This window comes from Bacillus sp. JNUCC-22, from assembly GCF_018861275.1.
In the GTDB taxonomy this organism is placed as follows: Bacteria; Bacillota; Bacilli; order Bacillales; family Bacillaceae; genus Bacillus; species Bacillus velezensis.
In genome coordinates this window covers 12,501-32,500 of sequence record NZ_CP076408.1, presented here as the reverse complement: position 1 = coordinate 32,500, position 20,000 = coordinate 12,501, and the positions used below count along the sequence as shown (strand labels likewise).

General features: G+C 46.7%; 17 protein-coding genes, 1 tRNA gene, 3 rRNA genes, 1 other RNA gene and 1 other annotated feature (2 of these 23 cut by a window edge). Of the genes, 6 read left to right on the top strand and 16 right to left on the bottom strand.

Going from position 1 to position 20,000, the window contains the following annotated elements; genetic code table 11:
* The 8 genes from JNUCC22_RS00160 to tadA all read right to left on the bottom strand — a co-directional run.
* Positions 1–1,413 (bottom strand): 16S ribosomal RNA (locus JNUCC22_RS00160) (it extends 137 nt beyond the left edge of the window).
* Positions 1,414–1,662: 249 nt separating this feature from the next.
* Positions 1,663–1,926, bottom strand: a complete 264-nt coding sequence (locus JNUCC22_RS00155; protein ID WP_003150686.1) for a pro-sigmaK processing inhibitor BofA family protein — start codon at positions 1,924–1,926, stop codon at positions 1,663–1,665.
* 60 nt (positions 1,927–1,986) lie between these two features.
* Positions 1,987–2,211: a YaaL family protein gene (locus JNUCC22_RS00150; protein ID WP_007408755.1), complete on the bottom strand. Its 225-nt coding sequence runs from the start codon at positions 2,209–2,211 to the stop codon at positions 1,987–1,989.
* Between the two features lie 18 nt (positions 2,212–2,229).
* A complete protein-coding gene (gene recR, locus JNUCC22_RS00145; RefSeq protein WP_007615147.1) occupies positions 2,230–2,826 on the bottom strand; it encodes a recombination protein RecR in 597 nt (198 codons plus the stop codon).
* A 14-nt stretch (positions 2,827–2,840) separates the two neighbouring features.
* A complete protein-coding gene (locus JNUCC22_RS00140) occupies positions 2,841–3,164 on the bottom strand; it encodes a YbaB/EbfC family nucleoid-associated protein (protein WP_029326155.1) in 324 nt (107 codons plus the stop codon).
* A 24-nt stretch (positions 3,165–3,188) separates the two neighbouring features.
* The gene (dnaX, locus tag JNUCC22_RS00135; protein ID WP_216062038.1) at positions 3,189–4,880 is read right to left on the bottom strand and encodes a DNA polymerase III subunit gamma/tau; all 1,692 of its coding nucleotides are present in this window, start codon (positions 4,878–4,880) and stop codon (positions 3,189–3,191) included.
* A gap of 133 nt (positions 4,881–5,013) precedes the next feature.
* Positions 5,014–5,278, bottom strand: an RNA gene (gene ffs, locus JNUCC22_RS00130) — signal recognition particle sRNA large type.
* Between the two features lie 84 nt (positions 5,279–5,362).
* The gene (tadA, locus tag JNUCC22_RS00125; RefSeq protein ID WP_007615141.1) at positions 5,363–5,845 is read right to left on the bottom strand and encodes a tRNA adenosine(34) deaminase TadA; all 483 of its coding nucleotides are present in this window, start codon (positions 5,843–5,845) and stop codon (positions 5,363–5,365) included.
* A gap of 82 nt (positions 5,846–5,927) precedes the next feature.
* On the opposite strand from tadA, the gene JNUCC22_RS00120 reads away from it, so the two are divergent.
* The 4 genes from JNUCC22_RS00120 to dck all read left to right on the top strand — a co-directional run bounded on the left by JNUCC22_RS00120 (position 5,928) and on the right by dck (position 9,203).
* Positions 5,928–6,479 (top strand): cysteine hydrolase family protein, encoded by a 552-nt coding sequence (locus JNUCC22_RS00120; RefSeq protein WP_007408750.1) that lies wholly within the window; start codon positions 5,928–5,930, stop codon positions 6,477–6,479.
* Between the two features lie 71 nt (positions 6,480–6,550).
* Positions 6,551–7,834 carry a glycoside hydrolase family 18 protein gene (locus JNUCC22_RS00115; RefSeq protein ID WP_216062313.1) on the top strand — a complete coding sequence of 428 codons (1,284 nt, stop codon included), beginning with the start codon at positions 6,551–6,553 and terminating at the stop codon, positions 7,832–7,834.
* A 95-nt stretch (positions 7,835–7,929) separates the two neighbouring features.
* Complete coding sequence (gene dgk / locus JNUCC22_RS00110; RefSeq protein ID WP_007408747.1) at positions 7,930–8,553, top strand: deoxyguanosine kinase; 624 nt, start codon at positions 7,930–7,932, stop codon at positions 8,551–8,553.
* A complete protein-coding gene (dck, locus tag JNUCC22_RS00105) occupies positions 8,550–9,203 on the top strand; it encodes a deoxyadenosine/deoxycytidine kinase (RefSeq protein WP_007615132.1) in 654 nt (217 codons plus the stop codon). The genes dgk and dck overlap by 4 nt, the downstream gene beginning before the upstream one ends.
* A 130-nt stretch (positions 9,204–9,333) precedes the next feature.
* Here the strand turns inward: dck and JNUCC22_RS00100 are convergent.
* Positions 9,334–9,426 (bottom strand) — tRNA-Ser (locus JNUCC22_RS00100).
* A gap of 216 nt (positions 9,427–9,642) precedes the next feature.
* Between JNUCC22_RS00100 and JNUCC22_RS00095 the strand changes: the two genes are divergently transcribed.
* The gene (locus JNUCC22_RS00095) at positions 9,643–10,788 is read left to right on the top strand and encodes a glycerate kinase (RefSeq protein ID WP_064115757.1); all 1,146 of its coding nucleotides are present in this window, start codon (positions 9,643–9,645) and stop codon (positions 10,786–10,788) included.
* Positions 10,789–10,798: 10 nt separating this feature from the next.
* Here the strand turns inward: JNUCC22_RS00095 and serS are convergent, their stop codons facing one another.
* The 5 genes from serS to guaB form a co-directional block, all read right to left on the bottom strand.
* Complete coding sequence (gene serS / locus JNUCC22_RS00090; protein ID WP_007408744.1) at positions 10,799–12,076, bottom strand: serine--tRNA ligase; 1,278 nt, start codon at positions 12,074–12,076, stop codon at positions 10,799–10,801.
* 54 nt (positions 12,077–12,130) lie between these two features.
* Positions 12,131–12,343, bottom strand: a binding site (T-box leader).
* Positions 12,344–12,395: 52 nt separating this feature from the next.
* Positions 12,396–12,986: a pyridoxal 5'-phosphate synthase glutaminase subunit PdxT gene (gene pdxT, locus JNUCC22_RS00085; RefSeq protein ID WP_007615126.1), complete on the bottom strand. Its 591-nt coding sequence runs from the start codon at positions 12,984–12,986 to the stop codon at positions 12,396–12,398.
* A gap of 21 nt (positions 12,987–13,007) precedes the next feature.
* Positions 13,008–13,892 carry a pyridoxal 5'-phosphate synthase lyase subunit PdxS gene (pdxS, locus tag JNUCC22_RS00080; RefSeq protein WP_003150714.1) on the bottom strand — a complete coding sequence of 295 codons (885 nt, stop codon included), beginning with the start codon at positions 13,890–13,892 and terminating at the stop codon, positions 13,008–13,010.
* Between the two features lie 197 nt (positions 13,893–14,089).
* A complete protein-coding gene (gene dacA, locus JNUCC22_RS00075; RefSeq protein WP_011996156.1) occupies positions 14,090–15,421 on the bottom strand; it encodes a D-alanyl-D-alanine carboxypeptidase in 1,332 nt (443 codons plus the stop codon).
* 152 nt (positions 15,422–15,573) lie between these two features.
* Positions 15,574–17,040: an IMP dehydrogenase gene (gene guaB, locus JNUCC22_RS00070; RefSeq protein WP_007408741.1), complete on the bottom strand. Its 1,467-nt coding sequence runs from the start codon at positions 17,038–17,040 to the stop codon at positions 15,574–15,576.
* Between the two features lie 120 nt (positions 17,041–17,160).
* Here guaB and JNUCC22_RS00065 point away from each other — a divergent pair, with 120 nt between their 5' ends.
* Complete coding sequence (locus JNUCC22_RS00065; protein WP_069007427.1) at positions 17,161–18,111, top strand: YaaC family protein; 951 nt, start codon at positions 17,161–17,163, stop codon at positions 18,109–18,111.
* Positions 18,112–18,154: 43 nt separating this feature from the next.
* Here JNUCC22_RS00065 and rrf read toward each other — a convergent pair.
* Both rrf and JNUCC22_RS00055 read right to left on the bottom strand, forming a co-directional pair.
* A 5S ribosomal RNA gene (gene rrf / locus JNUCC22_RS00060) occupies positions 18,155–18,270 on the bottom strand.
* A 50-nt stretch (positions 18,271–18,320) separates the two neighbouring features.
* Positions 18,321–20,000, bottom strand: a 23S ribosomal RNA gene (locus tag JNUCC22_RS00055) (it continues 1,250 nt past the right edge of the window).

Here is a 20,000-nt window from a genome sequence, read left to right as displayed (position 1 = left end):
ACGGGCGGTGTGTACAAGGCCCGGGAACGTATTCACCGCGGCATGCTGATCCGCGATTACTAGCGATTCCAGCTTCACGCAGTCGAGTTGCAGACTGCGATCCGAACTGAGAACAGATTTGTGGGATTGGCTTAACCTCGCGGTTTCGCTGCCCTTTGTTCTGTCCATTGTAGCACGTGTGTAGCCCAGGTCATAAGGGGCATGATGATTTGACGTCATCCCCACCTTCCTCCGGTTTGTCACCGGCAGTCACCTTAGAGTGCCCAACTGAATGCTGGCAACTAAGATCAAGGGTTGCGCTCGTTGCGGGACTTAACCCAACATCTCACGACACGAGCTGACGACAACCATGCACCACCTGTCACTCTGCCCCCGAAGGGGACGTCCTATCTCTAGGATTGTCAGAGGATGTCAAGACCTGGTAAGGTTCTTCGCGTTGCTTCGAATTAAACCACATGCTCCACCGCTTGTGCGGGCCCCCGTCAATTCCTTTGAGTTTCAGTCTTGCGACCGTACTCCCCAGGCGGAGTGCTTAATGCGTTAGCTGCAGCACTAAGGGGCGGAAACCCCCTAACACTTAGCACTCAACGTTTACGGCGTGGACTACCAGGGTATCTAATCCTGTTCGCTCCCCACGCTTTCGCTCCTCAGCGTCAGTTACAGACCAGAGAGTCGCCTTCGCCACTGGTGTTCCTCCACATCTCTACGCATTTCACCGCTACACGTGGAATTCCACTCTCCTCTTCTGCACTCAAGTTCCCCAGTTTCCAATGACCCTCCCCGGTTGAGCCGGGGGCTTTCACATCAGACTTAAGAAACCGCCTGCGAGCCCTTTACGCCCAATAATTCCGGACAACGCTTGCCACCTACGTATTACCGCGGCTGCTGGCACGTAGTTAGCCGTGGCTTTCTGGTTAGGTACCGTCAAGGTACCGCCCTATTTGAACGGCACTTGTTCTTCCCTAACAACAGAGCTTTACGATCCGAAAACCTTCATCACTCACGCGGCGTTGCTCCGTCAGACTTTCGTCCATTGCGGAAGATTCCCTACTGCTGCCTCCCGTAGGAGTCTGGGCCGTGTCTCAGTCCCAGTGTGGCCGATCACCCTCTCAGGTCGGCTACGCATCGTTGCCTTGGTGAGCCGTTACCTCACCAACTAGCTAATGCGCCGCGGGTCCATCTGTAAGTGGTAGCCAAAGCCACCTTTTATGTCTGAACCATGCGGTTCAAACAACCATCCGGTATTAGCCCCGGTTTCCCGGAGTTATCCCAGTCTTACAGGCAGGTTACCCACGTGTTACTCACCCGTCCGCCGCTAACATCAGGGAGCAAGCTCCCATCTGTCCGCTCGACTTGCATGTATTAGGCACGCCGCCAGCGTTCGTCCTGAGCCAGGATCAAACTCTCCGATAAAGTAGTTTGACTGACTACGCACATCGCTGTGCGATTTATTTAAAACTTTGAATTAACAGGTACGTTTTGTCTTGTTTAGTTTTCAAAGAACTTTGTCCGCCGCTCTTGAAGCGACTTAATTATCTTAACACATCAGTGTTAGTGCCGTCAACAACTTTTTAAAATTTCTTTTTCAAAAAATCGTTTCGTCATCAGCGACGTATATTAGAATACCACCCTTAATCCGACATGTCAACAATAATCGACAAATTAAATGATGAAGCGTTTAATGACTATCAAAGCAGCGATGCCGGGAATCCCCAGAATCCCGCTGATGCCCGTTGTAATCAGGTTAACAGGGATATGAATACCGAGACTGCCTCCGAACAAGTTCACACCCACCAGCAAAATCGCGCCGGCAATAAACTTAATCGCAGTCACACCAATCCATCTTAAAGGTTTTGAAGATACTCCCCATAAAAAAAGCAAAGCAACCAGACCGACAATCAAACCGATAATGAAAAAAGGCTCCATGAATCTTCCCCCTCGCTTGTTTAGTACAAGCTTATGAGAAGACCCCGGAGAATAGACCTTTTACTTCCATCTGCTCATTTTCAAATTCCGCTGCTTCGCTTCTTTTAAATAGAAAAAGTATTTAGATTCAGCGACTTTCAGCTCAAACAACACCTCAGCGGAGGGCTCGAGACTTTTCTCGACCAGACTCTTCTGCCTGTTCCATTCTTCTTTTTGTTTAAAGAGCTGTTCTATCAGCTTCTCGTCAAACTCTTTTCTTAATGTATTTCTGCGAAGAAAACCCATGCCTTGCCTTTTCCTCCCTTACAATTCACGTCTTCCTTCAAGAGCTTTTGAAAGAGTGACCTCATCAGCATATTCCAAATCACCGCCGACGGGCAGACCGTGGGCAATACGGGAGAGCTTGATGCCTGAGGGCTTTAACAGCCTTGATATATACATCGCTGTTGCTTCCCCTTCAATATTAGGGTTGGTTGCGAGAATGACTTCTGTCACTTGATCATCCTGAAGACGTTTCAGCAGCTCCGGAATCTTAATATCCTCCGGGCCGATGCCGTCCATTGGTGAAATCGCGCCGTGAAGAACATGATACTGGCCGTTATATTCCTTCATTTTCTCCATTGCGATAACATCCTTAGGGTCCTGCACGACACAAATAACAGACTTATCCCTTCTTGTGTCCTCACATATATAACAAGGGTCCTGATCTGTAATATGTCCGCAAATCGAACAATATGTCAGGTTGCGCTTCGCATTTACTAATGCTTTCGCGAAATCTAATACCACGTCTTCTTTCATACCTAGAACAAAAAAAGCCAGACGAACCGCTGTTTTCGGTCCGATCCCTGGCAATTTCATAAAGCTGTCAATCAGCTTTGATATTGGTTCAGGATACTGCATGTTTATTTATCCCCCTAGAATAAACCCGGTATGTTCATTCCTTTTGTAAATTGTCCCATTGTCTCATTCGTCATGTCATCCACTTTTTTGAGGGCGTCGTTTGTTGCGGCAAGAATCAGGTCCTGAAGCATTTCGATATCTTCCGGATCAACGACTTCTTCTTTAATGGCAACGTCTACAACTTCTTTTTGGCCGTTGACTTTTACAGTCACCATTCCGCCGCCCGCTGTGCCTTCAAGCACTTTTTCAGCAAGCTCCTCCTGAGCCTTCGCCATATCCTTTTGCATTTTTTGCATTTGTTTCATCATTTTTTGCATGTTTCCCATTCCGCCACGCATATTCAATCACTCTCTTTCATCTTATTAGTCTTTTATTTCGATTAAATCCGCTCCGACAAGTTTTTTCGCCTCTGCAATCAGCGGATCTTCTTCAGCCGGTTCGTTTGATCCTTCACTTTCCTGCTGGTGATCATTTAAAAATTCTTCTCTTATTTTACCCCATTGTGCTTCCGGAACGCCAATCAAATCCATTCTTTTCCCGAGCATTGATTCGAGAATCTGTTCAAGATTCGTACGGACTCCGTTATTGTCTTCTGCAACCATTTTACAATGGATTTCGTATTTAAATTTAAGCACAAATGCCTTTTGAGCAGCAGCCACCGGTTCACTGTCATTCAAAAGAGCCGCATGAGACACCTTATTCTGCTGTTTCAGGTGTGCCAGCAGCTTACCCCAGCTGCTTTTAAGCTGTTCAAGATCAGGTCTTGTGGCTTCCTTCAATATCTCATGAATTCTTCCGACTGGAGCTTTGTAATGGCTTTTTCCGCCTTTTTGAGGACGCGGAGCTTCTTTCGGAGCGCTTTCCATCTGAACCTTCACACCGGAGGTTTTCAGTCTTTCCACTTCCTGCTCAAGCTGCTGGATCTTATTCATCAGCATGCCGACCTCAGGGATATCTCCCGCGGATTGCTGTGCCGTCTGGCATATTTTCACGACAGCCACTTCAAAAAAGATTCTTGGGTGGTTCGTCCACTTCATTTCCTGATGGCTTTTATTCAGGATATCAATCATTTCATATAAAGCGGGGGCCGGTATATCACCGCTCAGATTCCGGAACGTTTCATCGACCTTCACCTTCTCCAGGACTCCTTCTAAACCGGGAGCGGCCTGGTACAAGAGCATATCCCTGAAATAGAAAATCATATCTTCAATCAGTTTGGCCGCATCTTTCCCCTGCTGGAGCAATTCATTCAGTGTTTCCAATGCCCCGGAAACCTGTTTGCTGTGAAGAGCAGATGCAAGTTTCCCAATATAGTGCTGAGAAACGGCTCCGGTAATGAGCAATGCGTCATCCACCGACAGCTCCTCACCGCTGAATGATACGGCTTGATCGAGCAGGCTCAGCGCGTCCCTCATTCCTCCGTCCGCAGCACTCGCTATGATATCAAGGGCTCCTTCTTCCACCTTCAGCTGCTCTGCATCGACGATTGTCTTCATTCGTCCGACAATTGCTTTGGATGTAATCCGTTTGAAGTCAAAACGCTGACATCTGGAGATAATGGTTAAAGGAATCTTATGAGGCTCAGTCGTAGCTAATATGAAAATGCAATGTGCCGGCGGTTCTTCCAGCGTTTTCAGAAGCGCATTGAATGCGCCGATAGAGAGCATATGCACCTCATCTATAATATATACTTTGTAGGTGACGGCCGACGGGGCGAATTTTACTTTGTCACGGATGTCGCGGATTTCGTCTACGCCGTTATTCGACGCCGCATCTATTTCAATCACATCTGATATAGAGCCGTTTGTGATCCCCTTGCACGCCGCACATTCATTGCACGGTTCTTCTACGGGGGCGTGCTCACAGTTGACTGCTTTCGCAAATATTTTAGCTGCACTGGTTTTTCCCGTTCCCCGCGGTCCAGAAAACAGATATGCATGAGAAAATTTCTTTTGCAAAAGGGCATTTTGCAGCGTTTTCGTAATGTGTTCCTGTCCGACCACATCTTCAAACTGCTGAGGCCTAAATACTCGATATAAAGCTTGGTAACCCACAGGATGCGCCCTCCTCTGTTATTCATCATGTTTATTATACATGAACGTGCTTTTAACGCCAAAACCCGTTTTTCATATACGAAAAAACTCACCTGCCATAAACAGGTGAGTCTGAAATTTGATGATTGATTTACCGTGCACCTTCTGTCGATTCGCTACCCTAAGCGTTACTTAAGCAGTTAGCTCAGCCCAGGCAACCCTGCGGCACATGAGAGGTTTCACTTAATGCTGCTTCCTTCCGGACCTGACATGGTTCATGAATTCCCATTGCGCAGGACCCAGACGTCAACGCCACTTACTTAAGGCAGACCTTACAGTAAACGAACCTCGAGAAGGGATTCGGCCCCGCTAGAGCGGATTGCGGGTACAGGGCACCGCTACCTCCCCGCTTAGCACGGCAAAATAAATATCAAATTTTTATATGAGCACCATTCATGATGCACACATAAGTATATCTGCTTCAGGCAGAAAATGCAACCGTACTACTCAGACAACTTTTTCCTCATGTCTTTCTTTTGCCGGCGCAGCTTTCTGAAAAAAGCGCTGAGCATTTCTCCGCACTCTTCTCCGAGCACGCCGCTCACCACTTCCGCTTGGTGGTTGAACCGCTCTTCCTGCAAGAGGTTCATCAGCGTTCCTGTACAGCCCCCCTTGGGATCAAATGCGCCGAATACGACCTTATCGACTCTCGAAAGCACGACGGCTCCCGCGCACATCGGACACGGCTCCAAAGTGACATAAAGAACGGCATCCTCAAGTCTCCATGTCCCCAGCTTACGGCACGCTTCGTCTATCGCCAGCATTTCGGCGTGGGCAAGCGACCTCTGTTCAGTCTCCCGCAGATTATGCGCCCGCGCCACGATCTCATCATGCAGAACAAGAACTGCTCCGATCGGCACTTCACCTTTCGCTTCGGCTTTCTTCGCTTCTTTTATGGCTTCTCTCATATAATATTCATCATTCATAGGTTCGAGCTCTCTTCTTAAGTTTTTTCATGTCTCATAAAGGTTAAAATAGGAATACCCCAGCAGAAAGGAGTTGCCGGTATTGTCTGAACCTAACAACACAGCCCTTCTGATTGTCGATATGATCAACAATTTTCAATTTGATATGGGCGAACGTCTTGCTGAAAAAACCAAACAAATTGTCCCCCGTATTTTATCATTAAAGAAGCATGCAAAACAAAGCAACTGGCCGATTATTTATATTAATGATCATTACGGGCTCTGGAAGGCTGATATTGATGCCATCAGGGAGGAATGCAGCAACGACAGAAGCGCCCCCATTATAAAAGAAATTTCGCCTCAGCCGGATGATTATTTTCTCATTAAACCGAAGCATTCCGCTTTTTACGAAACAGCGCTTCACACCCTTCTGACCGAATTACAAGTGAACCGATTAGTCATCACGGGGATTGCCGGGAACATTTGTGTGCTGTTCACGGCCAACGACGCCTATATGAGAGAATACAGCATTGCCATTCCGAAAGACTGCACCGCTTCCAATAACGACGAAGACAATGATTTCGCTTTGACCATGATGGAGAATGTTCTCTTCGCAGAAATAACCACGGAAAAACAAATTACCGCCGAAAAATAAACATGATCAGCCTCCTTTTTTCATATATTTGATAGCGGATATGAAAGGAGGCGTTTTTCATTCAGATCTATATAGTGAAACGGGGCGACACGCTTTCCGCTATTGCGGCGCGCTACCGGACTGCCGCAAATGTCATTGCGGAAGCAAATAAACTGCCTAATCCAAATACATTGGTTGTCGGACAAACCCTTGTCATCCCGATTGAGGGTCAATATTACGAAGTGAAACAAGGTGATACTCTCGCGGCAATCGCCGGCCGTTTTCATAAATCGGCCGCGGAGCTTGCGAGGGTTAACGGAATTCAGCCCGGCACCACATTGAGAGTCGGAACCAGCCTTTACATTCCGCAGCAGGCGAATAAGCCCGATATCGAATCAAACGCATATATAGAACCGCGGGGAACGAGCGTAAGCGCTAATCTGCAGCAGGCGGCAAGGGAGGCCTCTCCTTATTTAACATACCTTGGCGCATTCAGTTTTCAAGTGCAGCGGAACGGGACTTTAAAGGAACCGCCTCTGACCAATTTAAAAAGTATCAGTGACAGGCACAACACCACACTGATGATGATCATCACCAACCTTGAAAATGACGCATTCAGCGATGAACTCGGGCGGCTCATCTTGAATGACAATACAGTGAAAACAAAACTCTTTCAGGAAATCGTCTCCACGGCTAAAAAGTACGGCTTTCGCGATATTCACTTTGATTTCGAATATTTACGTCCACAGGACAGAGAAGCCTACAATCGTTTTTTACGTGAAGCGAGGACGATTTTTCATCGGGAAGGCTGGAAGATTTCAACGGCGCTTGCTCCGAAAACGAGCGCGACTCAGGCCGGCAAATGGTACGAAGCACATGACTATAGGGCACATGGAGAAATCGTCGATTTTGTCGTAATCATGACATATGAGTGGGGGTACAGCGGAGGCCCGGCTCAGGCCGTATCACCTATCGGCCCTGTAAGAAATGTCATTGAGTACGCGCTGACGGAAATGCCTTCTTCAAAAATCGTTATGGGCCAGAACATGTACGGCTACGATTGGACACTGCCTTTTAAACAGGGAACGACAGCCAAAGCCGTCAGTCCTCAGCAGGCAATCGCTCTGGCAGCACGCCATAAAGTCGACATTCAATATGACGAAACCGCCCAGGCTCCATTCTTCCGATACACGGATGAAAATCAGAGACGGCATGAAGTATGGTTTGAAGACGCACGATCCATTCAAGCGAAATTCAATTTAATTAAAGAACTTCATTTAAGAGGAATCAGCTATTGGAAACTCGGCCTTTCTTTCCCGCAAAACTGGCTTTTGCTCAACGATCAATTTCATATTGTAAAAGAGACGTTTCGTTAATTGGAAGCGTCTTTTTTCATGGGCTTTTCTGAGAGTGTGATACAATATAAAGGCCGGCAGCTGACGGATGTTTGCAGAATTAAGGAGGATTTTCAATGAACAGAGCCCCTTTTATCGCGGTAGAAGGTCCTATCGGGGCAGGAAAAACGACACTCGCTACGATGCTTTCTGAAGAGCTCGGTTTTCCTATGATTAATGAGATTGTGGAAGACAACCCTTATCTCGATAAGTTTTATGACAATATCGAGGAGTGGAGTTTCCAGCTTGAAATGTTTTTTCTATGTCACAGGTATAAACAGCTTGAAGACACCGATCGAGATTATTTAAAACAAGGACAGCCCGTTTTGTCCGATTATCATATTTATAAAAATGTTATTTTCGCAGAGCGTACATTGCACGGCCAAAAGCTTGAGAAATATAAGCAGATTTATCATCTGCTCACTCACGACCTGCCGAAACCGAACATCATTGTATACATAAAGGCAAGCCTGCCGACATTGCTTCAACGCATTGAAAAACGCGGGCGCCCGTTTGAGAAAAATATCGAGCATCAATATCTGGAACGTCTCATTGCAGATTACGACACAGCCATCAGACAGCTTCAGGAAGAAGATCCGGATATATCTGTACTGACCATTGACGGTGATACTGAAGACTTTGTTTTGAATAAGACAGACTATGAAAGAATTGCCCGTCAGGTAAAGGAGCTTATTAAATGAAAGACATTCATATTCCAAACAACGCCATTATCACAGTAGCGGGAACGGTAGGAGTCGGAAAATCGACTTTGACCAAAGCTTTAGCAAAACGGCTCGGGTTTCATACCTCACTTGAGGAAGTGGATGAAAACCCTTATTTAGAGAAGTTTTATCACGATTTTGAACGCTGGAGCTTCCATTTGCAAATTTATTTTCTGGCTGAGCGGTTCAAAGAGCAGAAAAACATGTTTGAATCAGGCGGCGGATTCGTGCAGGACCGTTCGATTTATGAAGATACAGGCATATTCGCAAAAATGCATGCCGATAAAGGAACCATGTCGCTGACAGATTACACAACATACACAAGTCTATTTGAGGCGATGGTCATGACGCCGTACTTCCCGCATCCTGATGTTTTGATCTATTTAGAAGGCGACCTTGAAAACATTATAAACCGGATTGAAAAGCGGGGCCGCGAGATGGAGCTGCAGACAAACCGCTCCTATTGGGAAGAGATGTATACACGGTACGAAGACTGGATCAGCGGTTTTAACGCCTGCCCTGTGCTGAAAGTACGCATTGAAGATTATGACCTTGAAGCTGATGAACAGTCACTGGAACCTTTGATCGAAAAAATCAGTCACGTGATCAACGAAAACAGAAATAAATAAAAATAACAAAGCGATTTTCCCCGAACAGAGAAAATCGCTTTTTTTGCATATAAAAAATCCGCTGCATCACATGCAGCGGACAAAACAATCTCCAATATATGCTCGAGTTTCATTAGGTTTAAAATCAATATGGCGGAGGAAGAGGGATTCGAACCCCCGCGGGCTTTGACACCCCTGTCGGTTTTCAAGACCGATCCCTTCAGCCAGACTTGGGTATTCCTCCGTATCGACATTTAATAATATACCACATGACCTAAATTTCAGTCAAGCGCTTTTTCATTTTTTTTATTTTATTTCTTAAACGGCTTGTCCGTCAGCTTTACTATCATACAAAAGTCTTGCGTCCAATTCAACCTCATTATGCCATACGGGCAGGAAAACACAGTAAAAATCAAGAATAGATTCAAACAGATACCTGCTCATAAAGGTGGAGAACATAATGAAAATCATCATTGCACCGGATTCTTTCAAAGAAAGCATGACATCAAAAGAAGCCGCTGACAGCATAGAAAAAGGATTCAAAGCGGTCTTCCCTGACGCGGAATATATCAAGATACCCGCGGCCGACGGCGGAGAAGGAACCGTTCAGGCTTTGACGGATGCCACTGGCGGAAGCATCATCCAAAAAACTGTGACCGGTCCGCTGGGAACGCCGGTAAACGCCGCATATGGACTTCTGGGAGACGGACGCACGGCAGTCATTGAAATGGCGGAAGCATCGGGACTCCATCTCGTTCCCCGCCATCTCAGAGATCCGTTGAACACAACGACAAGAGGAACTGGTGAACTGATAGCAGATGCAGCTTCCCGCGGGGCGGGTGAGATCATCATCGGGCTTGGCGGGAGCGCAACCAATGACGGCGGAACAGGAATGGCGAGCGCGCTCGGTGTGCGTTTCTTAAATAAGGAAGGTCTGGAGATACCTGACGGCGGAGGCGCTCTGCACACCCTAGCTTCTATTGATATAAACGGTCTCTCTCCTGATCTGAAACATATCCGTATCCGTGCCGCATGTGATGTCGAAAATCCTCTGACTGGTGAAAACGGCGCGTCATATGTCTTCGGCCCGCAAAAAGGGGCGTCCGAGAAGACTAAAGTTGTATTGGATCGCAACTTACGCCATTTCGCTGACATATTGAGACGTCAGCACGATATCGAAGCGGATACCGTAAAAGGCGCGGGCGCCGCGGGAGGTTTAGGCGCCGGACTGATCGCTTTCTTACAGGCAGAACTTCAAAGCGGGATTGACGTTGTATTAGATACACTGTCCTTCTCAGATCAGATAAGAGGCGCTGACCTTGTCATTACCGGAGAGGGGCAGATAGACGGACAAACGATATTCGGCAAAACCCCCGCCGGGATCGCCGAACGTGCTTCCGCTCAAGAAATTCCCGTTATCGCATTGGCGGGCTCCTTAGGCAAGAATTTCGAGCATGTTTACAGCGCAGGAATAACGGCTGTATTTTCTATCGTGTCCGGCGCTGTAAGTCTTGAAGACGCCATAGCATCCGGCCGTTTTAACCTTGAAAGCACAGCCCGGAATGCCGCCGCTCTATACCGGGCAGCAAAAAAGGCGCGCCTCTAGGGCGCACCTTTTACGGTTTGATGACTTCTTTATTTCCCATATAAGGACGAAGCACTTTCGGAATGATGACACTTCCGTCTTCCTGCTGATAGTTTTCTAAGATGGCAGCTACTGTTCTGCCGACTGCCAGACCTGAACCGTTTAATGTATGCACATGCTCCGGCTTGCCTTTCGCTTCGCGTCTGAATCGAATGTTTGCGCGTCTCGCCTGGAAGGCCTCAAAGTTACTGCAAGAAGAAATTTCACGGTATGTGTCTTGGCTTGGAATCCATACCTCAATATCGTACTTTTTCGCGGCTGTAAAGCCGAGATCACCGGTACACATGCTCATGACACGATACGGCAGTTCAAGCAGCTGAAGCACCCGCTCAGCTTGATTTGTCAGTTTTTCAAGCTCTTCATAAGAATCTTCCGGCTTCACGAATTTCACAAGCTCAACCTTGTTGAACTGATGCTGGCGGATCAAACCGCGTGTATCACGACCGGCAGATCCCGCTTCTGAACGGAAGCAAGCGCTGAATGCGGCATAATTGATCGGCAGGTTCTCACCGGATAAGATTTCATCGCGGTGCATATTTGTAATCGGCACTTCCGCCGTCGGAATTAAGAAATAATCCTCTTCTCTGATTTTAAAAGCATCCTCTTCAAATTTAGGAAGCTGTCCCGTACCTGTCATGCTCGTACGGTTTACCATATAAGGAGGAATGACTTCCGTGTAATCATATTCATCAACGTGAAGATCCAGCATAAAGTTGTAGAGCGCGCGTTCGAGGCGGGCGCCTAATCCTTTATAAAACACAAACCGGCTGCCTGTTACTTTTGAAGCGCGTTCGAAATCAAGAATGTTTAAATGGTCTGCGATATCCCAATGCGGTTTCGGCTCATATGAAAATGCCGGCGCCTCTCCCCACTTGCGAATTTCAATGTTATCATCTTCCGTTTCCCCGACGGGCACTGAATCGTGCGGGATGTTCGGAATAGACAGAAGGATGGTTTCGAGCGTCGTTTCGACAGTACGAAGCTCTTCATCAAGCTTCTTAATTTCTTCGCCCACTTCGCGCATCTCTTTAATAATATGATCAGCGTCTTTTTTCTCCCGTTTCAAAACGGCGACCTGCTGAGATACTTCATTGCGTTTTCCCTTCAGTTCTTCTACTTTACCGATAAGCTCTCTTCTCTTTTCGTCCAGCTCTTCAAACTTGTCAAAGTCAGATAAGTCTTCGCCTTTTGGAATGAGCTTCGCTTTTACCTCTTGAAAATTGGCTCTCAGCACCTTCGTATCAATCATGCCTAACAACTCCTATCTGTTTTTATCGAAAATAAAAAAGAGCCCTCATCCCCTAAAAGGGACGAGAGCTCTCGCGTTGCCACCCTGATTGAAAACAAGCTCACACTTGCTTCCCGCTTTAACACATAACGGTTTTCCCGTAAATGCCTACTAGTTTTCAGCATTTCGCTCAAGGACGGATTCGGACAGCATCTTTCACCGATTCGCACCACCCATCGGCTCTCTTTGAAAGAGAGGCTCCCTACTGCTTCCTGTCAACGCTTTTCGATCTTTATTTGTGTTTATAATGTACTATAAGTATCAGCGGTTTTCAACTGTTTTATACAGCTGTTTCCTGCTTATGCTTTTCCGCCATCTTCACAAACAGCTCTGTCACCCGGTGATCATCCGTCAGTTCAGGATGGAATGAGCAGCCGAGGAAATTCCCCTGCTTTGCAGCCACGATGCGTCCGTTATGCTCACAAAGCACTTCAACATCTTCTCCGGCTTCTAAAATATGCGGTGCGCGAATAAATACACCCGTAAACGGCTCATCAAGGCCTTTAATCGTCAGATCAGCTTCAAAGCTGTCAACCTGACGGCCAAAGGAATTACGCTCGACGACAACGTTCAACAGCCCTAGATGAGCGTTATCCGTTCCCGCTATCTCTTTGGCTAAAATAATCAGACCGGCGCATGTGCCGAACATCGGCTTGCCTTGGGCGGCAAACTCGCGAAGCGGCTCCATAAAATGATACGTATCCATTAAACGCCGCATCGTCGTGCTTTCCCCGCCCGGCAGGATTAAGCCGTCGATGTCATTCAGCTGTTCAGGACGCTTAATGACGACACCTTTTGAACCACATGCTTCAATTGAACGAATATGTTCTCTTACTGCTCCTTGAAGTCCAAGTACACCAATTGTTAACATGCTTCCAGCTCTCCTATGGTTTTACCAGCCGCGTTCTTGCATACGCTGTTCCGGCAATAGATTTGAGATTTCGATTCCTTTCATCGCTGTGCCTAATTCTTTAGAAAGCTCAGCGATCAGTTTGTAGTCTGTGTAATGAGTCGTTGCTTCAACAATTGCTTTGGCGAATTTAGCAGGGTTGTCTGATTTGAAAATACCTGAACCGACAAATACGCCGTCAGCGCCAAGCTGCATCATCAATGCCGCGTCAGCAGGCGTCGCTACTCCGCCGGCAGCAAAGTTCACTACAGGCAGTTTGCCGTCACGCTTGATTTGAAGAAGCAGTTCATAAGGAGCGCCGAGGTTTTTAGCTTCAGTCATCAGCTCATCATCGCTCATCGCAACAACTTTGCGCACTTGCGCGTTTACTTTTCTCATATGGCGGACAGCTTCCACAATGTTTCCTGTTCCCGGTTCGCCTTTTGTACGAAGCATGGAAGCTCCTTCGGCGATACGGCGCGTTGCTTCGCCGAGATCACGGCAGCCGCATACGAACGGGACTGTATATTCGTTTTTATTTAAATGAAATTCTTCGTCAGCCGGAGTCAGAACTTCACTTTCATCGATGTAATCTACTCCCATTGCTTCAAGGACACGCGCTTCAACGATATGTCCGATACGCGCTTTTGCCATTACGGGAATGGATACAGCATTCATTACTTCTTCAACGATTGTCGGATCAGCCATGCGGGCAACACCGCCGGCAGCGCGAATATCAGCCGGAACGCGTTCTAACGCCATTACGGCAACAGCTCCCGCCTCTTCCGCAATCTTCGCTTGTTCAGCATTTACAACGTCCATGATGACGCCGCCTTTTTGCATTTCCGCCATGCCGCGTTTTACACGATCAGTACCTGTTTGAGCCATTATTTGGTCCCCCTAGTCAATGTATAGTTAGATAATTTCTATCTCTTATTGTATCCCAGAAATACAATATTTCATATGGGTATTCTTATTTTACAGCGAGATGAATAAGATAGATATCATTTTTTTACTAATAATTTGGTTTTTTCAGTATATTAAGCAAAAGAGCCCTAACTTTCATCAGAGCTCTTTCTTATTTCTTAAAACCAGCCTGTTACCGTGTCAACGGCGCTGTTCCAGATACCGGAGAAGAATCCGCCGATGCCGCGCATCATCTGAACAAACCAGTTTGCTTTATCTACATCATTTTTCGTTACAAGATTCACGCTGAACTCTTTGGATTTGAGGAAGCCATAGTCTTTGTCACTGCCTTTGTATGTAACTGTCAGCGTTCCGACTTTCGTTCCCTTTTTCACAGGAGCCGTGATTTCTTTTTTATCTAAAGTCACTTCGGCTTTATAGTTCTTTTCATCCCCGCTTTTCACAGGAATAGAAAGCGCCTTGTCAGTAACAATATCGACTTGCTTGTCTTTCCCTTTTTCAACGTCAATCGTTTTGTGCCCTTTTACTTGAGAGCCTTCAGGGTAAAGATCTTTCATTGAGAAATTGCTGTTAAATGCGTAATCGAGCATTTTTTTCGTTTCATCAAAACGTCCGGTATGCAGGTTGCCTTTTGCGTTTAATACAACGGTGATGACCCGCATTCCGTTCCGCTGTGCTGTGCTTGTAAAACAAGATCCCGCAGAATCAGTAGAACCCGTTTTTAAGCCGTCAACGCCAGGGTATTCAGAAACAAGACCTTTTAACATGAAGTTCCAGTTCGGCATGTCCATTTCATCATCAGTGCCGGCTCTGAATTTCGTCTTAGCGATGCTTGTTGTTTTGAGAACTTCCGGATAATCAGTGATCAGGCGGTCTGCAAGAAGCGCCATGTCTTTAGCAGAAACTTCACTCTCTTCTTTAACGCCTTCTCCTTGCGGCTGCTTGCCGTGAAGGTCTTCATTCACAAGCCCTGTGGCATTTTTAAAATCATAGTTTGTCATGCCTAATTCTTTGGCTTTCGCATTCATTTCAGCGACAAATTTCGTTTCAGTTCCGGCAAGAATTTCGGCAACTGCAATCGCGGCTCCGTTGGCAGAGTAAATCGCCATAGCCTGATACAGTTCTTTAACCGTGTATTTGCCGTCTTTTCGAAGGGGGACGTTTGATAAACTGTTGTCTTGAGAAATTTCATAGACATAATCATCAGGAGTATACGTTTGATCCCATTTCACTTTTCCTTCTTTAATGGCTTCCAGAAGCAGATATTCAGTCATCATTTTTGTCATGCTGGCAATCGGCAGTCTTTTGTCTGCATTTTTACTGTATAAAATTTTTCCCGATGAAGCCTCAATCATTATCGCAGCTGATGCGTTGACATCAATCGGGTCATTGCCGGCTGCCTCCGCTTTAGACATTGGAACAAAGCAAGTTGCGGCCAGTGCCAGTACCACTAATGACACCAACAGCTGTTTCCATTTCGTGATGTTCAATCTTACGACCTCCGTCATTCATTTTAAATCTATAATTAAGCCGTTAAGGACATATTCAAATTCAAAACACAACAGTATAAATTTTATCACACTCGATATAAAAAAAATAGACAGAGTCAGCGACCCTGTCAAATGTTTTTTATTTGTAACAATTATGAGATTGTATAGTTTGGTGATTCTTTCGTAATTTGGACATCATGCGGATGACTTTCGCGAAGTCCGGCACCTGTCATACGGATGAATTGAGCCTCTTCTCTTAAAGCGCGCAAGTCTTTTGAACCGCAATATCCCATACCTGAACGAAGACCGCCGACAAGCTGATACACTGTTTCTTCTACAGGACCTTTGTACGGAGTCCGTCCTTCGATACCTTCAGGGACGAATTTCTTATTTTCTTCTTGGAAATATCGGTCTTTACTGCCTTTTTCCATGGCAGCGACAGAACCCATACCGCGATACACTTTAAATCTTCTGCCTTGATAGATTTCAGTCTCTCCCGGGCTTTCTGAAGTACCGGCAAGCAGGCTTCCGAGCATTACGGCATGTCCGCCTGAAGCCAACGCTTTCGTAATATCTCCGGAGAATTTAATACCGCCGTCTGCGATAATTGTCGCACCGTGTTTTCTCGCTTCAGTGGCACAATCATAAATGGCAGTGATCTGCGGTACGCCTACACCTGCAACGACGCGTGTCGTACAGATAGAACCAGGTCCGATTCCCACTTTGACAATATTTGCTCCGGCTTCAATCAGAGCTTTTGTCGCTTCAGCCGTTGCAACATTTCCTGCGATAATGTTCAGTTCAGGATATGTTTCACGGATTTTCGCAACTGTGTTCAGTACGCCTCTGGAATGTCCGTGAGCCGTATCAACCACGATAACGTCGACATTCGCTTCAACAAGCTTGCTGACGCGTGTCATTGTATCGCCTGTCACGCCTACCGCAGCGCCGACAATAAGGCGTCCGTGTTCATCTTTAGATGAATTCGGAAATTCGATAACCTTTTCAATATCTTTGATCGTGATAAGACCTTTTAATTTGTTTTGGTCATCCACTAACGGAAGTTTTTCAATTTTATGTTTCTGTAAGATTTTTTCTGCTTCGTCTAATGTGGTTCCCACAGAAGCCGTAACCAGCTCTTCTTTTGTCATGACATCACTGATTTTCATTGAATAATCAGAGATAAAGCGAAGATCACGGTTTGTAATGATACCGACAAGCTTTTGATCGTCTTTATTATCTACGATCGGAACACCGGAAATTCTGTATTTCCCCATCAAATGCTCCGCATCGAATACTTGATGATCAGGTGTTAAAAAGAAGGGATTTGTAATAACGCCCCGTTCAGAACGTTTGACTTTGTCAACATGTTCAGCCTGCTGTTCGATGGACATGTTTTTATGGATAATGCCCAAGCCGCCCTGTCTGGCCATCGCAATCGCCATAGCTGATTCTGTTACTGTATCCATTCCCGCACTGATGACAGGAATGTTAAGCTTTAACGTCTTTGTCAGTTCAACAGATAAATCCACATCACGCGGAAGTACGTCTGATTGAGCCGGTACGAGCAGTACATCATCGAACGTTAAGCCTTCTTTTGAAAATTTACTTTCCCACATTAGTAAATCCCCCTCTTTTCGGCAAAATATTATATGTAGATTATCAACTAGAAAACAGCATGTCAAGGAAGCGAAAAAGAGTTGAAATATTTAGATAAAGGAAAGGGTTTAAAAATACATATGAGAGATCATGAGTGGAAAGAGTTATCATTATTTTATTCCGTAGAATCTTCCCAGAAATTTCTAAATAAAATCTATACAGAAAGCGGTATGGAAGAACCAAAACGATATGCGTTTAAGAACAGTGAGCGCTTCATATTCTTTATCAAACACGCCGAGTCCTTTTATAAGCAGGCATCTCTTTCCCCTTTAGAAATTAAGCCTATTCTGTTGTTTTACGGGATGTCACAATTGCTGAAAGCCTGCCTTCTGACCACAGATCCAAGCTATCCAAGCCATGCCTCAGTACTCGCGCATGGCGTGACTGCCCGGAAACGCAAAAAGCAAAATTACTCCTTTAGGGATGATGAAGTGAAGGTGCAGCGCAATGGCTTATGTATTCATGTAATGAAGCACTTATTCGGGATAGCTGGTCTTGAGGAAGAACGGTACACAATGAAGAAATTGCTGACAGCCATACCTGAATTGCATACTGTCTTTTACTTCCAAGAGAAAAAGAATTGGCTGACCCGAGTAGAGCTCAAAGATGACCTTATTTCAGTGCCTGAGCATGCGGTAATTCATTACAATATGTCTGATTCCCGCTTTGCTGAATATATCAGCCATCATTTGAAGTGGTCTTTTCTGAGGAAAGACCATAACCACTTGGTTTTTGAGGCTGACCCGATAGACAGAGAACCTTGGTCTTCGCCAAATTTATTGTTTCACTTGGAGAAAAATCAATATTATATTCCCTCTCAGCGTGATCACTTCCTCCATCTTCCGGAAATGATTATTCATTATTTGGTCCTCTACAATATCGGGATGATTGCGAGATATGAAACGGAGTGGTGGTATGAACTGCTGACACAGCATGTCAGTGATGATTATGTGATGATCCGCCGGTTCTTAGAGGTCACGGAACGAAAATTTCCGTATTACGTTTCTAATTTTCTAAAGCAATACTTATAAACAAAAAAGGCAGCTCATGATGAGCTGCCTTTACCATAATATAGCTTGGCGGCGTCCTACTCTCACAGGGGGAAACCCCCGACTACCATCGGCGCTGAAGAGCTTAACTTCCGTGTTCGGCATGGGAACGGGTGTGACCTCTTCGCTATCGCCACCAAACCATTGAGAGTGTTCTCTCAAAACTAGATAACAGTAAGCATACATTCAAATTGGTTAAGTCCTCGATCGATTAGTATCTGTCAGCTCCATGTGTCGCCACACTTCCACCTCAGACCTATCAACCTGATCATCTTTCAGGGATCTTACTTCCTTGCGGAATGGGAAATCTCATCTTGAGGGGGGCTTCATGCTTAGATGCTTTCAGCACTTATCCCGTCCGCACATAGCTACCCAGCGATGCCCTTGGCAGAACAACTGGTACACCAGCGGTGCGTCCATCCCGGTCCTCTCGTACTAAGGACAGCTCCTCTCAAATTTCCTGCGCCCGCGACGGATAGGGACCGAACTGTCTCACGACGTTCTGAACCCAGCTCGCGTACCGCTTTAATGGGCGAACAGCCCAACCCTTGGGACCGACTACAGCCCCAGGATGCGATGAGCCGACATCGAGGTGCCAAACCTCCCCGTCGATGTGGACTCTTGGGGGAGATAAGCCTGTTATCCCCGGGGTAGCTTTTATCCGTTGAGCGATGGCCCTTCCATGCGGAACCACCGGATCACTAAGCCCGACTTTCGTCCCTGCTCGACTTGTAGGTCTCGCAGTCAAGCTCCCTTGTGCCTTTACACTCTGCGAATGATTTCCAACCATTCTGAGGGAACCTTTGGGCGCCTCCGTTACCTTTTAGGAGGCGACCGCCCCAGTCAAACTGCCCACCTGACACTGTCTCCCCGCCCGATAAGGGCGGCGGGTTAGAAGGTCAATACAGCCAGGGTAGTATCCCACCGATGCCTCCACCGAAGCTGGCGCTCCGGTTTCCAAGGCTCCTACCTATCCTGTACAAGCTGTACCAACATTCAATATCAGGCTGCAGTAAAGCTCCACGGGGTCTTTCCGTCCTGTCGCGGGTAACCTGCATCTTCACAGGTACTATAATTTCACCGAGTCTCTCGTTGAGACAGTGCCCAGATCGTTGCGCCTTTCGTGCGGGTCGGAACTTACCCGACAAGGAATTTCGCTACCTTAGGACCGTTATAGTTACGGCCGCCGTTTACTGGGGCTTCAATTCGCACCTTCGCTTACGCTAAGCGCTCCTCTTAACCTTCCAGCACCGGGCAGGCGTCAGCCCCTATACTTCGCCTTACGGCTTCGCAGAGACCTGTGTTTTTGCTAAACAGTCGCCTGGGCCTATTCACTGCGGCTCTCTCGGGCTTGCACCCTAACAGAGCACCCCTTCTCCCGAAGTTACGGGGTCATTTTGCCGAGTTCCTTAACGAGAGTTCTCTCGATCACCTTAGGATTCTCTCCTCGCCTACCTGTGTCGGTTTGCGGTACGGGCACCTCTCACCTCGCTAGAGGCTTTTCTTGGCAGTGTGGAATCAGGAACTTCGCTACTATAATTCGCTCGCCATCACAGCTCAGCCTTCACGGGAAACGGATTTGCCTATTTCCCAGCCTAACTGCTTGGACGCGGATATCCAATACCGCGCTTACCCTATCCTCCTGCGTCCCCCCATTGCTCAAATGGTGAGGAGGTGGTACAGGAATATCAACCTGTTATCCATCGCCTACGCCTTTCGGCCTCGGCTTAGGTCCCGACTAACCCTGAGCGGACGAGCCTTCCTCAGGAAACCTTAGGCATTCGGTGGAGGGGATTCTCACCCCTCTTTCGCTACTCATACCGGCATTCTCACTTCTAAGCGCTCCACAAGTCCTTCCGGTCTTGCTTCAC

Bases quoted from the DNA above. Each gene is read 5' to 3' on its own strand.
- JNUCC22_RS00155 (WP_003150686.1), bottom strand. From the start codon at position 1,926: ATGGAGCCTTTTTTCATTATCGGTTTGATTGTCGGTCTGGTTGCTTTG.
- JNUCC22_RS00150 (WP_007408755.1), bottom strand. From the start codon at position 2,211: ATGGGTTTTCTTCGCAGAAATACATTAAGAAAAGAGTTTGACGAGAAG.
- recR (WP_007615147.1), bottom strand. From the start codon at position 2,826: ATGCAGTATCCTGAACCAATATCAAAGCTGATTGACAGCTTTATGAAA.
- JNUCC22_RS00140 (WP_029326155.1), bottom strand. From the start codon at position 3,164: ATGCGTGGCGGAATGGGAAACATGCAAAAAATGATGAAACAAATGCAA.
- tadA (WP_007615141.1), bottom strand. From the start codon at position 5,845: ATGAATGATGAATATTATATGAGAGAAGCCATAAAAGAAGCGAAGAAA.
- dgk (WP_007408747.1), top strand. From the start codon at position 7,930: ATGAACAGAGCCCCTTTTATCGCGGTAGAAGGTCCTATCGGGGCAGGA.
- dck (WP_007615132.1), top strand. From the start codon at position 8,550: ATGAAAGACATTCATATTCCAAACAACGCCATTATCACAGTAGCGGGA.
- JNUCC22_RS00095 (WP_064115757.1), top strand. From the start codon at position 9,643: ATGAAAATCATCATTGCACCGGATTCTTTCAAAGAAAGCATGACATCA.
- serS (WP_007408744.1), bottom strand. From the start codon at position 12,076: ATGATTGATACGAAGGTGCTGAGAGCCAATTTTCAAGAGGTAAAAGCG.
- pdxT (WP_007615126.1), bottom strand. From the start codon at position 12,986: ATGTTAACAATTGGTGTACTTGGACTTCAAGGAGCAGTAAGAGAACAT.
- pdxS (WP_003150714.1), bottom strand. From the start codon at position 13,892: ATGGCTCAAACAGGTACTGATCGTGTAAAACGCGGCATGGCGGAAATG.
- guaB (WP_007408741.1), bottom strand. From the start codon at position 17,040: ATGTGGGAAAGTAAATTTTCAAAAGAAGGCTTAACGTTCGATGATGTA.
- JNUCC22_RS00065 (WP_069007427.1), top strand. From the start codon at position 17,161: ATGAGAGATCATGAGTGGAAAGAGTTATCATTATTTTATTCCGTAGAA.